General features: G+C 40.3%; 10 protein-coding genes. 5 read left to right on the forward strand and 5 right to left on the reverse strand.

The annotated features are described in order from the left end of the window. Window positions 1–16: 16 nt before the first annotated feature. Both ACNURT_RS14070 and ACNURT_RS14075 read left to right on the forward strand, forming a co-directional pair. On the forward strand, window positions 17–1,648 hold the full coding sequence (locus ACNURT_RS14070; RefSeq protein WP_419698207.1) for a carboxylesterase/lipase family protein: 1,632 nt from the start codon (window positions 17–19) through the stop codon (window positions 1,646–1,648). Between the two features lie 14 nt (window positions 1,649–1,662). Continuing rightward, a complete protein-coding gene (locus ACNURT_RS14075) occupies window positions 1,663–2,442 on the forward strand; it encodes a uracil-DNA glycosylase family protein (RefSeq protein WP_419698208.1) in 780 nt (259 codons plus the stop codon). A gap of 12 nt (window positions 2,443–2,454) precedes the next feature. On the opposite strand, the gene ACNURT_RS14080 is transcribed toward ACNURT_RS14075, so the two are convergent. The 5 genes from ACNURT_RS14080 to ACNURT_RS14100 form a co-directional block, all read right to left on the reverse strand. Beyond that, complete coding sequence (locus tag ACNURT_RS14080; RefSeq protein WP_419698209.1) at window positions 2,455–2,784, reverse strand: hypothetical protein; 330 nt, start codon at window positions 2,782–2,784, stop codon at window positions 2,455–2,457. 204 nt (window positions 2,785–2,988) lie between these two features. Further along, complete coding sequence (locus ACNURT_RS14085; protein WP_419698210.1) at window positions 2,989–5,169, reverse strand: glycoside hydrolase family 3 N-terminal domain-containing protein; 2,181 nt, start codon at window positions 5,167–5,169, stop codon at window positions 2,989–2,991. A 10-nt stretch (window positions 5,170–5,179) separates the two neighbouring features. Beyond that, entirely contained in the window at window positions 5,180–8,497 is a 3,318-nt protein-coding gene (locus ACNURT_RS14090; protein ID WP_419698211.1) for a SusC/RagA family TonB-linked outer membrane protein, read from the reverse strand. Window positions 8,498–8,712: 215 nt separating this feature from the next. Continuing rightward, on the reverse strand, window positions 8,713–9,798 hold the full coding sequence (locus tag ACNURT_RS14095) for a FecR family protein (protein WP_419698212.1): 1,086 nt from the start codon (window positions 9,796–9,798) through the stop codon (window positions 8,713–8,715). A gap of 50 nt (window positions 9,799–9,848) precedes the next feature. Beyond that, window positions 9,849–10,496, reverse strand: a complete 648-nt coding sequence (locus ACNURT_RS14100; protein ID WP_419698213.1) for an RNA polymerase sigma-70 factor — start codon at window positions 10,494–10,496, stop codon at window positions 9,849–9,851. 178 nt (window positions 10,497–10,674) lie between these two features. Between ACNURT_RS14100 and ACNURT_RS14105 the strand changes: the two genes are divergently transcribed. From ACNURT_RS14105 to ACNURT_RS14115, 3 genes are all read left to right on the forward strand, one after another. Continuing rightward, the gene (locus ACNURT_RS14105; protein ID WP_419698214.1) at window positions 10,675–12,105 is read left to right on the forward strand and encodes an alpha-L-fucosidase; all 1,431 of its coding nucleotides are present in this window, start codon (window positions 10,675–10,677) and stop codon (window positions 12,103–12,105) included. 93 nt (window positions 12,106–12,198) lie between these two features. Beyond that, window positions 12,199–14,880 carry a glycoside hydrolase family 2 protein gene (locus ACNURT_RS14110; RefSeq protein ID WP_419698215.1) on the forward strand — a complete coding sequence of 894 codons (2,682 nt, stop codon included), beginning with the start codon at window positions 12,199–12,201 and terminating at the stop codon, window positions 14,878–14,880. 12 nt (window positions 14,881–14,892) lie between these two features. Next, entirely contained in the window at window positions 14,893–17,181 is a 2,289-nt protein-coding gene (locus ACNURT_RS14115) for a family 20 glycosylhydrolase (protein WP_419698216.1), read from the forward strand. Window positions 17,182–17,186 lie beyond the last annotated feature (5 nt).

Raw genomic sequence — 17,186 nt, forward strand, 5'->3', positions numbered from 1 at the left:
AGCAATTATAACCGATATGAAGAAAACATTATTAGCAGTATGGCTGCTTACACAAATTGTTACCATAAAAGTGTTTGCCCAAACAAGCAACCAGGTAACCACACAGAATGGGATAGTAGAGGGTACAAAGGAGGCCGGATCCCCGATTTTAATATTTAAGGGTATTCCTTATGCACAGCCACCTGTGGGTGACCTGCGATGGAAAGAACCACAACCAGTTCAAAACTGGCAGGGGGTATTAAAGGCCGACCACTTTGGTCATAACCCCATGCAAAAGCCCATATTTGGTGATATGAATTTCCGTTCGACCGGTATGAGCGAAGATTGTTTGTACTTGAATGTTTGGACACCCGCTAAAACCGGTAAGGAAAAGCTGCCTGTATTGGTCTATTTTTATGGTGGAGGATTAGCGGCTGGTGATGGATCTGAACCACGCTATGATGGGGAAAGTATGGCTAAGAAAGGTATTGTAGCACTCACCGTAAATTACAGGTTGGGCATATTCGGTTTTTTTGCACACTCAGAGCTAACCAAAGAATCACCCAATCATTCATCAGGAAATTATGGGTATCTTGATCAACATGCTGCTTTGCTGTGGGTTCAAAAAAATATCGCAGCATTTGGCGGCGATCCTAAACGGGTTACCATTGCCGGCGAATCAGCAGGTTCAATTTCTGTGTCGGTTCAAATGGCTTCACCCTTATCAAAAGATTTGATAGCAGGAGCTATTGGCGAAAGCGGGGCGGGTATTAAACCAACACTTTATCCGATTCCACTGGCCGAGGGTGAGAAAAAAGGAGCAGATTTAGCAGTACGACTGAAAGCTAATTCTTTAGCTGAACTGAGAGCCTTGCCTGCAAAACAATTACTTGATTCTGTTTTTTCAGCCGGAGCATCGGCAACATCAGCTACTATTGACGGCTACTTGTTGCCAAAATCATTATCCGAAATTTTTGAAGCGGGCGAACAGGCACATGTACCTCTGTTGGTGGGATGGAACTCTGCGGAAGTACCTTATCAATTTCTGCTCAGGGGTGATGCACCTACTCTTGAAAACTATAGCAAAGTATTAAAACAACTTTACGGCGACCGTGCAGAAGAGGCCTTGAAGTTATATCCCGCATCATCAAATGATGAGGTGATCAAATCAGCAACCGCTTTGTCCAGTGATCGTTTTATAGTTTATAGTACCTGGAAATGGGCCGATCTGCAGGTGAAAACAGGCGGTAAACCAGTTTATCGTTATGAATTTTCCCGCATACGGCCGGCCATGACCGCGCAAATGGGCAATGCCACACCCGGCCTTGCCGATGGTGTAGTAAAGGGCGATGCCTCCAAAGCAGCGGCTCCTAAGCCTGTAGCTGTAGGCGCCCCGCATGCTTCTGAAATTGAATACGCGATGGGCAACCTGGCCAGTAATAAGGTTTACGCCTGGACACCAGAGGATTACAAAGTATCCGCCACTATGGAAAACTATTTTGCGAATTTTATAAAAACGGGTAACCCGAATGGGAACGGTCAGCCTAAATGGGAAGCGATTAAGGATAATGATCATGTGAAATTTATGAATATTGACGTTACAAGTCAACTTAAAACGGAAGTGAACCGGGCTCGTTACCTGTTTCTTGATAAAGAATACATGAAATAACTATTGATTAACTAATGCTGATAGATCCCGGTTACCAATTGGTGCCGGGATTTTATTTTTTGTACCCATTCTTTTTGAATAAGTTAGTGCCCGATATGAACACCTTTGCCGATAGGATAATTGCTTTTAACCAGCAGCTTGAGTTTACAGGAGCATTGCCTCCAGGTATCAGCATTATGAACCCCTTTAAAGAAAGCGGACCTGCCATGGAGGTTTCCACCCGGTTTTACCGTAAGTATTATAGTGATGCCCATCCCCGGCATTTAATATTGGGCATTAATCCGGGCAGATTTGGTTCGGGTATGACCGGCGTATCATTCACTGATCCCAAAAGAATGATTGCTCAATGTCAGATCCCTTTTCCCGGGCCAATGACACATGAACCATCATCAGAGTATGTTTATGACATGATCAATGCTTTTGGCGGCATACCGGAGTTTTATCAGCAATTCTATATTCATTCTGTTTGTCCGCTGGGTTTTACCATTACAGGCAGCAATAGGAAGGAAACGAATTACAACTATTATGACACGCCAGTACTACAAAAGGTGGCGTATCCCTTTATTATCGAAAATATACAGAAACAAATAGATATTGGTTTTGAAACAGATGTTTGTTTTTGCTTTGGAGCCGGGAAGAATGAGGCTTTTTTAAGAAAGCTAAATGATGAGAAACAGTTTTTTAAACAGATCATCGCGTTGGAACACCCCAGGTACATTATGCAATACAAGTCAAGATCAAAACAAGATTATATTGATAAATATATCCGGGAGTTTAATAAAGTTCTTTTGTAAACTGGTCGCATATCACTTGGTGGTGATATCCCGAGTATGATCATCAAATTCTTTCCCGGTAGCGTGGTAATTGCGGATGAAATCTGCTAACTGTTTCAATTCAAAGTCAGTAAGCTCGGTACCACCGGAGTACTGGTAGCTGTTATCCGCCCCATCCAGGGTTATGGCGCCGAGATAGCCCTTATCAAAAGTCTTGGCACTATCAGTATCCCGATATAATTTATAAGTACCAGAACTTGTGGTTTCTGATTGAGCCTTCTGTGCATTTACCGGGTCAATGGCAATGTTAACAGGAGTGCCATCTTGCTTGTTTATTCCGATTGTAACGCCGCTGGTAATCATGATATGTTATAGACAAAAGGTATTTGGAATTGTTTTGGAAAATTTCCTTTTAAGATATGAGGTATCTTATACTATTGTTAACCATGTAAACCCATTTTTTATAACAAAATGCTCAGCATGCTGAGGGATTAGATCCGTTGACTTACATTGTAAATGAGGTTTAATATCCTGAACTGTTCAGGATATTAAACCTCATCATATATATTACTTAGCTACAGTAAAATCAAGACTTGCCTTTTCATCAGCAGAGTTACTGCCCAGCACTAATTTGTATTTGCCGGGATATATTTTCCATTGATGAGAGGCCATATCCCATTTTTGCAGATCCTGAACAGGTATTTTTAGTGTAACCGATCCTTCACTATCTTTTGCCAGACTGATCCGTTTAAAGCTTTTTAACTCTTTAATTGGCATCCTGTTTAATTTAGGGTATTCAACATAGGCCTGAACAACCTCATCACCATTCATTTTACCGATATTTTTTACATTAACTGTTATGGATAGCGTATCTGCTTTTTTGTAGGAGTTTTTTAGTTTGCTATCCAAGGTATAAGCAAATGATGTATAGCTTAAGCCAAATCCGAACGGATACTGAACCGGGCCGTCATAATACCTATAGGTACGACCCTTCATATTGTAATCCTGATAAGCAGGCAGATTACTCATGTCTTTATAAAAAGTAAGTGGTAAGTGACCAGAAGGGGACACATCGCCAAATATAATATCGGCAAGCGCATTACCTCCTTGTTCTCCAGGGTACCAGGCAAATATAACCGCATCGACATAAGGCTCAATAGCCGAAACATCAATGTCGCTACCTGCGGTGATCACAGCAATAATTGGCTTGGTTTTAACACCTTTTCTTAACGCTTTTATAAATGCGATCTCGCTGGCAGGCAAGCTCAGGTCTTTTTTGTCGCCGCCGCTGTTTGATAAAAACGCGTCGCCGGCCTCGCCTTCTAATACCGGCGAAAGGCCAATAACCGCAATGGTAACATCGGCATTGCCCGCAGCCCAGGTACCACCGAAATGAGTAGTATCTTTATAATCACACCCCAGATCATACTCAACCCGTGTCGATTTACTAACTGCAGCGGTAATACCTTCTACAAAGTTGATCACTTTGCTGCTCGTTCCGTGATAATTGGCTACCATAGCATCAAGAGATGCAGCGTTAGGACCTACCACCATAATACTGGATACATTGGCTTTGCTCAATGGTAAAATATTCTTATCGTTTTTTAGTAATACCATACTTTGCTGCGCTACTTTACGGGCAAGAGCTATATGCTGCGTATTATGAATACTATCTACACCATAACCATGATAAGGATTGAGCGAAGGATCGTCATAAAAACCCAATTTAAATTCAGTGCGTAAAATAGGGCCCAATGCAACATCCACATCTTTCTCGGTTAACAGTTTTTGTTGGATAGCTTTCAACCCATCGTTCTGCAATATAGAAGAACAATCCAAATTGACACCAGCTTTTAATGCTGCGGCTGCAACTTCAACTGCTGTTGGCAAAGTTTTATGGGTAAGGTAAACATCATCGAGCGCGCCGCAATCGGTAACTACATGCCCTTTAAAGCCCCATTCTTTACGTAAAATGTCAGTAAGCAATACTTTATTGATAGAATTGGGTACACCGTTTACCCGGTTATAAGCACTCATTACCGATTCTACTCCAGCACCTACCAGCTCGTGAAAAGCATATAAATAAGTTTCGCGCAGGTCCTTTTCATCCACTTTTGCGTCAAAACGATCACGGTCGGCCTCAGGGCCGCTATGAACGGCGAAGTGCTTGGCGGTAGCGGAGGTCTTTAGGTAGCGTGGATCATCTCCCTGCAATCCCTTAACAAACGCCGAACCCATACGACCGGTTAAAAATGGATCCTCTCCATAAGTTTCCTGCCCCCGGCCCCAGCGTGGATCACGGAAGATGTTGATATTGGGCGTCCAGAATGTTAGTCCCATGTATTGTAAGTGCCTGTCTTGAGCTATAGCCAGGTTATATTTAGCCCTTGCCTCTGTTGATATAACTGTTGATACCTGCTTTAAAAGATCATCATTAAATGTTGCGGACATACCTATGGCCTGCGGAAATATGGTAGCTTCACCAGCGCGGGCTACACCGTGCAAGGCTTCATTCCACCAGTTATAGGCTGGTATACCCAAACGGGGTACTGCCTGGCTGCGATAGCCCAGAAGTGAGATTTTCTCTTCTAATGTAAGTTTGGATAAAAGATCTTTTACTCTTATTTCAATCGATTGCGAATTGTCCTTATAAAGTAGTTTTTGCTGTGCCTGAGTTGTAATGGTAATAAGCAGCATAGCCATCATAGCGACAGACGGTCTGATAATTTTTTTTATGGTTGTAGCCATTTTTTTGTAATTACTTTTTGAGTTTAATATTAATGTTGATTCCATATGTGTGAGTGGGGGGTAAGCTCGCGCCTTCAATACCCGCATATTTGATATCCGGCGAAAAGCCCGATTCCGGGTCGATATTGTCTGAATGTTTCATAATAGTCCAGAGATTACGACCCACTAAAGATACGGTTATGCCATCAAACGGCGAACTTCTTAATACTCCTTTTGAAAAAGTATATCCAAGAGTAACTTGTCGCAGTTTAATAAAACTACCATCCAGCACATTTAATGCTGATATGTTCTGCGCCAGTGCCTGGTAGTAATTTTCGGCAGGCACCGCTATTGTGTTTTTAGCCCCGGTTAACGTTACGCCATCGCCAACAACACCTCCTTCACGACCAACAAGCGTTAATTTGTTCAGCCCCCGGTAAATACTATTGTAGTTAGTGGCTGATAGGATTTTGTTCCCGTAACGGTAATCAATCAGAAAGGAAAGGTTCAGGTTTTTATAAGTAAAATTATTGTTAAGGCCACCATAAATTTTAGGTACAGCGCTCCCCAAAGGTACCCGGGAGCCAGCCAGAGGCAATCCATTAGCATCAAATATAATCTGTCCGTTTCCGTTACGTAAATAGTCATTGGCCATAATTTGCGGCCCGGGTAAACCTTTAACTAAGGCTGTTGTGGCATTCAATGGCCGGTAAGTTCCAAAACTGATATTTGCTGATTGGGGAGTACCATCGGTTTGAAGGATCTTATTTTGTACATAAGTAAAATTAAAGGAAGGGTTCCAAACAAAATTAATTGTTTTAAAAGGAGTTCCATTTAATTCAATCTCAATACCGTTATTTTGGGTAGATCCTGTACCAATAAACCTTGTGGTAAAGCCCGACGATATATCCAGATCACCCTTAATTATTTCATTTCTTGTTTTTCGATGAAAAAAAGCAGCATCAAAACCTAAGCGGCCATTCAAAAATTTAAGATCGATACCAACTTCAGTTTCGGTTAAGGTATAAGGTTTTAAAAACAAATTAGGAAGCGTATTAGAAAAACCAGCTGCAGGTACACCATTAACAGAATTATTGATGGTATAATATTGGGATGTAATGTAAGTGTCGGAAGGCTCTCCGCTGGTTTGAGCGTAAGAAACACGAAGTTTACCAAAATCAAGTGTTGGTATATGTGTTAATTCGGAAAACATCAGACTGGCTGATACAGATGGCGTAAATATACCGCGATAACCTGCAGGCAGGGTAGAGTAAACGTCATACCTGCCTGTATTATTAATGGTAAGGTATTTTTTGATTGAAAAGTCTGCTGTATAGTATGCAGAATGGGTTTCGCTGCTTTTGTAACTATAGCTGCTGTTTTTAACGCTTAAATTTTCATAACTATAAAAATATGGTATGATGAACGGGCCTCCAAAAAGTTTAGTATACTCATAACTGTTTTTACGTATACTGGCACCTCCGGATATATCAAAATTAAGCAGATTTTTAATAATATCGTGTTTTGCACCAATAAGTATATCTGTGTTTAACTCAGATCGTTGTGTTTGGGATTGTTCATCAAGCGCCCCAGATCCGCCGGATATATAGGCAGTACCGGTAGGAGTAACCGTTAATCTTTTATCATATAAAACATCATCTCCCAATCTTGCCTGGGCATATAACCAATTATTAAAATTGTATTTTACCACAATAGCGGCAATAAGTCGCTGACGGCTCACATTGTTAACGAATCTATTGATAACGAAATATGGATTTGTGATGTATTGATCGTTACCCCAACGTAATTCAGAACCATCTGCATTTGTGCCCGGAGATAGCGCAGCCTGATTTTCATTAGCTGCCAGATATTCTATATTATTTGGATTCATTGGCCCGTCGCTTAAATTTGGTTTAAGGTCAGATGACTCCAAAATATAATTGGCTACTAAATTTAAACTTAGCTTTTGCGATATATTTTGGTTAGCAGTAAGATTTACTGTTTTACGTGATAAATCACTGCTGTGAACAATAGCATTGTTGCTAAGATTTGAAAGGGAAAGCCTGAAGCCACCGGTTTCTCCGCCGCTGCTAAATGCTACCGTATTGGTATTGGAGTAACCGGTACGATAAAATTTATTTATATTATCATTTACAGCCGAGTAGGGGTAATATTTGCCATCGAACTGAATGGTAGGTTTACCGTCCAGCTTTTCGCCCCAGCCCAGGTTGCCTGTTGATATGGCACTGTTAATATTTTGCGGTCTTTGGCCTTGCTCACCCTGGCCGTAAACGGTTTGGAAATTAAGCGTATTAACAGCCTTTTCAATTTGATAATTACTATTAACTTCAACGCCGAAGCCTGCGTTTTTTTTATTGCCTTTGGTAACTATCAAAATAACGCCGTTAGCTGCCCTCGCTCCATATAGCGCTGATGCTGATTGCCCTTTTAACACGGTTAAACTTTCCACATCGTCAGGGTTAATATTACTTATACCGTCGCCAAAATCAGCACCACCCCATTCATTCGCACTACCTCTTTGTGTATTATCAATTGGGATGCCATTGATGATGAAAAGGGGGGATGCGGCGCCAAAACTGGTTACCCCCCTTAATAATATACGTGCTGATGAGCCCGGCCCGCCGTTGATACCACTGATACTTAAACCGGCAATCCGTCCTTCAAGAGAGTAGGCTATGTTGGTTTCTTTAGCTTTATCAAGCAGGTCTCCACTAATGGTGTTTACAGAATATCCCAGTTTTCTTTCATCTTTTTTTATGCCAAGCGCTGTAACAACTACCTCGTTAAGTATATTGCTAACAGATAATTGTACAATACAGGGGGTAGTTCCTGCTACTTTTGTCTCCTTGGTTTGATAGCCTATATAACTCACTCTCAGTATGGAGTTCTCTGGCGCTTCTAATGAAAAAGAACCGTCGGCACCAGTGGGTGTGCCTGCAGTTGAGCCTTTTACCATTACGGTGGCGCCTGCCAGGGGTTCCCCTTTTTCATTAGTAACCAGGCCACTGATCTTTATTACATTGATGATCTCCGTGGTGGGAGCTATAACAACGAGGTGATTGGCAAGCTCGGTATATGCAAAGCCGGAGTTTAGTAATATCTTGTCTAATACTTTTATAACTTCTTCATCATTTACATCAATAGTTACCTTTTTCATTACAGGCACTTTGCGTTCGCTATAAACAAAGTGATAACTGCTCTGATGTTCAATGATTGATAATACCTTCCTGAAATCGGCTGATTGCAGATTAATGGTTACACGTGTTTGGGCATAAGAGCTTAGAAATAGAAAATTAAAGAATATTATTAAAGTACAAGTTAATTTCATTTATCAATAAGGACATTATAGTCAATATTTGCCTTTACACCGTCGTTGTGTTTTAAATTTACATAAATTTTAATAAGGAATAGATAGGTCTGCCAGACCCCTTACAGGTGAGGGTAATTATATAAAAAAAATGTAACAATTGTCCGCTTTTCAGAAATTTGTTACATCATTGGCAAGCTCTTAAATATTAAGTAAACTTTAATATCATAGGCAATCTAATAAATATAAATGGTTGAGTTTTTAATCTTATAATTAAAATTTTCGGTCATGCGTAGCGCGTTGAGGGCCTGGTTTACAGTTTCCTTTTCAAATACTCCACTAAACCGGTATTGCTTTAAAGCATCATTTTTAAATTTAATGTCTACTCCATACCATCTTTCCATGCGATATGCCAGATTAGTGAAATTTTCATCCCTGAAAACGAATTTATTTTGTGTCCATGAAGTTTCAATGATCGTGCTGTCGTCCTGTGGCAATCGGGTAAAGGTAGTAAGTACGTACTGCATACCGGAATTTGTTTCGGCAGATTTAAGTTTAGCCGTATTTCGATGCACAGTTTTGAATAAACCATTTTTTACAATCAGCTTTTCACTTGGTTTCAATATGATACGATCAGAAGGCCTGTCATCAAGTGTAACTTCTATAGTTCCCCTAATGAGTGTAGTCTCACTTTGAGGATCATTGGGATATGATTTTACATTAAAAGCTGTACCCAATACCTTAATATTCATTTTCTCCGTATGAATAATGAATGGATGTTCGTGATCTTTATGCACATCAAAAAAGGCCTCGCCGCTTAAGTAAACTTCACGGGTTTTACCAGTGAATATTGCTGGATATTTAAGTGTGCTTTGCGAGTTTAAGGTAATTCGTGTACCATCTGTAAGTACAATAGTTGATTTTTCACGTTTTACCGTGTTTTTGTTTTGCCATGCATTTGGAGCAGTGGTAAGTGGGTTAATCCTTTTACTAACAAATCTGGAATAAAAAAGCCAGGAACAACCTGCCAGCAAAATAATAGCTGCGGCTGCACGCCAAATATACAGGTAAAAGTTTTTTGAGGCCAAAATAGCAGGTGAATTTGTTTCCTGACTCTTGATCTTTGTTATTATTTTTTGAAATGCCAGAGCATTATCTGCAAATTCGGTATCGTTACTATTCCAATAAATATTAAGGAACTCAAAATCACGGCGATTTATTTCGTCGGAGTTTAAGCAATGTTGAAGCTCTTCGCTTTCTTCAGAGCTGATTTCATTGGTTAATTTTTTACTAACCAGCTCTATAAATCTATCATTGCCCATTTTTGATATTTCGTGCTTTTATAGGTGGACAACTATTTTTGATAAAATACCTACAAGTTTATAAAAAATAGTTGCAAAATACCAATAGTCACACTTAATGCCTTGAATATATTGTTGGTACGCACTTCTGGGTTGTTCAACTTATTGTAATTACTCAGAACGATACTTAATTTTTTAACAGCCCTAAAAAGCTGTGTTTGTACGGTACGTGGGGATATATTTAAAATTTCGGCAACTTCTTTATATTTCATTCCATCCTCTTTGATCAGCCGGAACACGATACGGCATTGCTGAGGGAGTGCGGTAATGGCCTTATCCATTCTGAAGATCAATTCCTTATTCTCAATTTCTCTTTGGGGATTGTATGTGTTTACAAAATTAACAGAATTGGTTTCTTCGATCTGTACCAGGTGGATACTGGAATATTTTTTAATGTGATTTAAGGATTGGTTTTTTACAGCGACAAACAGGTAGGTTTCAGGGTTTAATATTTCGGTTAAGGTTTTTCGGTTTAACCAGCATTTAACAAACACATCGGATACGATCTCTTCTGCTATTTCCCGCTGATTAACATACAGGATACAAAATTTAGTAAGTGAATTATTTAATAAATGAAATAAAAGCTCAAAGGCTTTTTCGTCATCATTGTTACAAATGAGTTTCCACAAGTTCAGTGTATCAACCTTTTTGTCTTTCAAAACCCCGGATTTTAATTAATTACTTAAATTTAAATCTTAATATCAGTCTAACAATAATAAAACATTAATTGCTAAAAAGGAAATTTTATTGGCAAAGTTTCAATATTTATTAAAAAAATTTAAAAAGTGTAAGCAATACACCTATTATTGTTGTCAGTTATATTAAACTCCATTTAACATGAAAAAAATCTTTACGTTTCTTGTTTTAAGCTTTTTTAGCGCATCCCTAATGGCGCAAAAACACAATGTTTCCAAACAGTATGTCGCTCCCGGAGATCCATTGGTTGAACAAAAATTAGCCGAATGGCAGGATCTCAAATTCGGGCTTTTTATGCATTGGGGAACCTACAGTCAGTGGGGCGTGGTTGAAAGTTGGAGCATTTGCCCCGAAGATGAGGGTTGGACGCAGCGTCGCGGCCCGTACGGAGCTACATATAATGGTTATAAAACAGCCTATGAAAACCTGCAAACCACATTTAATCCGGTAAAGTTTAATCCTGAGAAATGGGTGCAGGCGGCAAAAGACGCCGGTATGAAGTATGTGATATTTACAACAAAGCACCATGATGGTTTTTGCATGTTTGATACCAAAGAAACTGATTATAAGATTACCAGTACAAAAACACCGTTTTCAACTAATCAAAGAAGCAACGTAACTAAGGAGATATTCAATGCCTTTCGTAAAGAAAACTTTATGATAGGTGCTTATTTTTCAAAGCCTGATTGGCATACGGAGAACTATTGGTGGCCATACTTTCCGCCAAAGGATCGCAATGTGAACTATGATCCTAAAAAGCATCCGGAGCGCTGGCAGAAATTTAAGGATTTTACTTATAACCAGATCAGTGAATTGATGACAGGCTATGGAAAAGTAGACATTCTGTGGCTCGATGGAGGATGGGTTCGTCCTAAAAGCAGTATTGATACCTCTGTTGAGTGGCAGCGGGGTATTCAATATGACCAAGATATTGATATGCCAAAAATTGCTGCTATGGGTAGACAAAAACAGCCAGGCCTGATCGTTGTTGACCGTACAGTATCCGGTCAATATGAAAACTATACAACCCCAGAGCAGGAGGTACCCGAAGTCCCGCTTGATCATCCCTGGGAAAGCTGCATTACTATGGGTAATTCCTGGAGTTATGTACCAGGCGACCATTATAAATCAGTACAGCAAATTGTACAGCTGCTGGTTAAGATAGTTTCGCGTGGTGGTAACTTACTGATGAACATAGGCCCCGGCCCTGATGGTGATTGGGATCCTGTAGCTTATGAACGTTTAAAAGGTATAAGCGCCTGGATCAAGATTAATGGCGAGGGTATCTATAACTCCAAATCAGTTGCACCATATTCAACGGGTAATATTTTCTATACTAAGGCAAAAAATGATAAAGCAATATACGCTTTTATGTTATCTGATCAGGATAAAGTAACGCTGCCTGCAACTGTTTCGATCAAAGCCGCTAAGCCGAGGAAAGTAACCTTGTTAGGAAGCAAACAGAACTTAAAATGGAAACAACAAAATGACGAAGTAGTGATCAGTATCCCTGCCAGTTTACAACAAAACAGCAGTTTAAATGAGGCGGCCTGTTTTAAATTGGTATATTAAATAAAGGATAAAAAACCACATCAAATTACCAAACAAGTATAATTCTGCGTTAATCGCAGTGCTTAATTTTGAAACCATCACCCCACCTAAATAATGGAAAAAAATTGTCCGGCTATTAAATCTGTATCTTTTAAATTCCCAAGAATAACATTGTTCATATTCTATGTTATTTTTCAAAACATTACAGTAAATGCACAAAGTAAGTATGAACTAAATGAAGATTGGAAATGCGCCCCGATAAGTAATGTAAAGGAAGCAGGAGCAGATATTTCACGTACTACCTTTAATATAAGCACATGGATGCCTGCTGTTGTCCCGGGCACGGTATTAACCAGTTTGATAGCTTCCCATAAAATGCCCGATCCATTTTATGGTATGAACAATGAACAGATCCCTGACATTTACAAAACCGGTCGCGATTACTATACTTATTGGTTTGTGAAGGACTTTAAAGAAACGAAACCCACAGGTAGTAATCAGGCTTATCTAAATTTCAGAGGTGTTAATTACAGTTGTGATGTATTTTTAAATGGTCATAAATTAAATGGCAAACCGCATACAGGTATGTTTTTACGCCAGTCGTATAACATTACCAATTGGATGGCTAAAGATGGTAATAACAGGATCGCTGTTATTGTTTACCCTCCCGATGTAGTGGGTAACCCCAATGGAGGCCAGGGTGGTGACGGAACTATCGCCCGTAATGTTGGAATACAATATACCGCAGGTTGGGATTGGATACAGCCTATTAAGGATCGTAATACCGGCATCTGGGATAAGGTGATAATAGAAAAAACAGGCGCAGTACGCATAAAAGACCCACACATTGTAACCCTGGTGCCGGGTGTAAGGCAAACAGAGGGCCCGCAGCAACCGGCTATTATTCAGGTATCTGCAGATTTGCAAAACGCAAGTAATGTGTCTGTTAGCGGCGAACTAAAATATACTTTGGATGGCAATATTGTGTCGAAAAAAGTTACAATCAAAGCCAATTCGACACAAACGGTACAATTAAATGATTACTCCTTAAAAAATCCAAAACTCTGGTGGCCTAACGGATATGGCGCACAGCATCTTTATCCAATGAAGCTGCAGTTTGTAACCGAAGCCAGCAAAGTATCTGACCAGGATGATATAAAAGTAGGGGTAAGACAGATCACTACAGAGTGGAACGCGCGTACGGAGAGCAGACAAATCAATATCAATGGGCAGAAAATATTTATTAAAGGTGGTAACTGGATAGTATCTGATGAAATGTTACGTTTTTCGGATGCTCGTTATGATGCCGAAGTGCGTTTCCATCGCGATATGAACCTTAACCTCATTAGGGTTTGGGGGGGCGCCTTGATTGAACGTCCTGAATTTTATGAAGCCTGTGACCGGTACGGTATGCTGGTTTTTCAGGATATGTGGGGATCGGGGGATTGTAACGGCCGCTGGACCGATCCAATGAAGCTGGATGATCAATGGACTCGCAGAAAATACCCTGATGATCACGGCTTGTATCTTAAATCAATTGAAGATCAGGTTAAGTTAGTACGTAATTATCCTTCATTAGCCCTTTGGTGCGGCGGTAATGAGATAACTCCACCAGAGGATATGCTGATAGCTTTGCGTGATAGCATTATGCCCAAATTAGATAATACCCGTTGGTTTATTCCTTATTCCAATTCCGAGGAAATGTCACGTAATGCACTGGGTGGCAATGGCGATGGGCCATACGGAATTCAGCCTCTTTCAACTTTTTGGGCGCACAAAACCTATCCATTTAACTCAGAGGTCGGTTCAGTAGGAGTAAGTGATTATGAATCACTCAAAAGATTTATCCCGGCTAAAAACATGGTATTGCCCGAGTATGATGAAGCAACAGGTAAAACCAAAACCGATTCTGTTTGGGATTATCATAAATATATTGGCTATGATGGTTTTATTGATAAATATGGCAAAGCAAAAGATGTAGAAGACTTTGCCACAAAAGCGCAATTGGTTAATTATGATCAGTATCGTGGCCTGATGGAAGGTTTCAGCTCACACATGTGGGAGTGGTACACCGGTACCATAATCTGGAAAACACAAAATCCGTGGACAGCCATGCGCGGCCAGATGTATGATTATTACCTGGACCCTAATGCTTGTCTGTATGGCTTACACAGTGGCAGCGAACCTCTGCATATTATGTATGATCCTACAGATGGCATGGTGATGGTAGCAAACAATACTTTTAAAAGCCATACAAATATGATGCTGGTAGCCAAAGCTTACGATATGGATGGAAAAGAAAAAATGCTTACCCAGGTTTTTTCTGATGTTACACCAACCACGGTTAAGCGTTATTTATCGTTAAAAGGGGAAATGAGTAAGTTAGCCAAAGATAAAGGCGCCTTCCTTTGTCTGCAGTTATTGGACAAAGATAAAAAGACCCTCAGCGAAAATATTTATTGGATACCTGACGGGAATGGAAACTACTCCGGGTTACAGAACATGCCAAAAGGAAACTTAAATACTTCGGCTAAATATCTAAGTACGGATAGGGTAGAAGTAACCTTAACCAATACAGGTAATGGCCCCCTGGCATTTTTTAACAGGCTATCATTAACAGATGCTGATACTAAACAAAGGGTATTGCCCGCTTTTTACAGCGATAATTATATCACCGTTTTACCAGGTCAGGAGAAAAAAGTGATCATTGATTATAAAAACTCCGGTAAAAAGAATCTTACAGTAACAGTGGGTGGGTGGAACGTAACTGAACGAACTATATCTATCGACAAATAACAAACAGAAAAAATGAAAACTATCTCAAAATGTTTGTCGGCAGCGGCGTTAATACTTGCTTGTATTAGTACTGTGAGCGCACAGGAAACAGCATCCCGGTTCCCCTTGATACCCTATCCAACGCAATTGGTAGCTGGAAAGGGCACTTTTAGTATCAACAATAAAACAAGCATCACAACCGCTAAAGAATTTACCGGCGAAGCCAACCAACTCAATCAGTTATTGCTAAAAGGTTTAGGCAAAAAACTAGCGAAGGGCAATAAAGCCAATGTCATTAATTTGGTATACGATGTTTCATTAACAACGCCCGAAGCTTATAAATTGACCATTAGCAAACAGCAGGTTGTTATTGCGGCCAAGGAGCCGGCCGGTATATTTCATGGGATTGAAACTATCCGTCAATTGTTGCCTGTTTCTATCGAAAAAGGTAAAGCAAGTAAGACTTTACTATTACCAGTTGTAACTATTCAGGATCAACCGGCTTATGCCTGGCGTGGCATGCATCTGGATGTTTCCCGGCATTTTTTTTCGGTTACTTATCTGAAAAAGTTTATCGACAGGATGGCGCTTTACAAAATGAACAAGCTTCACCTGCATTTGACTGATGATCAGGGTTGGCGTATCGAGATTAAAAAATATCCGAAGTTAACCGAAGAGGGAGCCTGGCGCACTTTTAACAACCAGGACTCAGCTTGCATGAAAAAGGCTAAGGACAATCCAGATTTTGTGATCGATAAAGAACATATCGTTCAGCGCAATGGCAAAACTATGTACGGTGGTTTTTATACCCAGCAGGAAATGAAGGGAGTGGTAGCTTATGCCGCGGCCCGCCATATCGACATCATACCCGAAATTGACATGCCCGGTCACATGATGGCTGCTATTAACTCTTATCCTTTTTTAACCTGTAACGGTGAAAATTCGTGGGGTAAGCTGTTTACCAAACCTATTTGCCCGGGATTGGAGTCTACCTATGAATTTGCTCAAAATGTGTTCAGCGAGATCATGGATATTTTTCCATCCCAATACATCCATATTGGTGGCGACGAAGTTGATCGCACGGATTGGGGTAAATCGGCAGATTGTAAAGCCTTAATGGAACGTGAGGGGATTAAAGATCTGCCTGCTCTGCAAAGCTATTTTATCAATCGCATGGAGAAATTCTTTAACTCTAAAGGTCGTAAGTTGATCGGTTGGGACGAGATCATCGAGGGTGGTATCAGTCCTACGGCAATTGTGATGTATTGGCGCACATGGGTGCCCGATGCTCCAGTGAAAGCGGTTAAAAATGGCAACACGGTGATCATGACCCCTGGAGAGCCTTTATATTTTGACAATCAGCCTGATCAATATTCCATCGATAAGGTATATCATTTTAATCCTATTCCTAAAGTTCTGAATGCTGAGGAAGCTAAATCTATCATCGGCGCACAAGCCAATATCTGGACAGAAATGATACCTTCCGAAAAAAGGGCTGATTATATGTACATGCCCCGCCTTACCGCTCTTGCAGAAATGCTGTGGACAAATCGGCCTGATAAATATGATTCTTACCTAAAACGTTTGGTAAAACAGTATAGCCGAATGGATGCCATGAACATTAACTATCGCTTACCAGACCTCCCCGGACTATTAAACAATTACGTGTTTACCGATGAGGGGAGTTTAAGCATCAGTAAGCCATTGTCTTCTTTGATTATCCGTTATACAACTGATGGTTCTTTACCCGATACAAAATCAAGGGAATTGCCATCAGCATTAAGTATAACTAATAACGAATTGGTTCGGGTTGCGGCCTTTACTTCAAATGGTACACGTGGCGATGTTTATAATTTAAACTACACCAAACAATATATGCTTGGACCGGTAAAAGTAAGGAGCACAAAACCAGGCTTAGATTGCAAATATTACAAAGCCTACTTCAAACAAACCACCCCGATGAAAAAAGCCAGCGTTGATAGCACTTTTACAACTACGGCCATTGAGGTACCTTCAACTGTAAAAGCCCCATCATTTGGCATCGCCTATAAGGGCTACATAGATGTGCCTGCCGATGGTATTTATAGCTTCTATTTAACTGCCGATGATGGCGCCGTATTAAAAATTGGCCCTGCAACAGTGGTTGATAATGATGGTAACCATTCTGCACAGGAACGGAGCGGGCAGACAGCCTTAAAAATGGGTTTACACCCATTCGCGCTTGATTTTATTGAAGGTGGTGGTGGTTTTACCCTTAAACTCCAATATAGTATAAATGGTTCGGCCCGGCAGGATATTCCTGCCGAATGGTTTAAAAATTAAATATC

This window comes from Mucilaginibacter sp. NFX135, from assembly GCF_048565145.1.
Taxonomy (GTDB): Bacteria; Bacteroidota; Bacteroidia; order Sphingobacteriales; family Sphingobacteriaceae; genus Mucilaginibacter.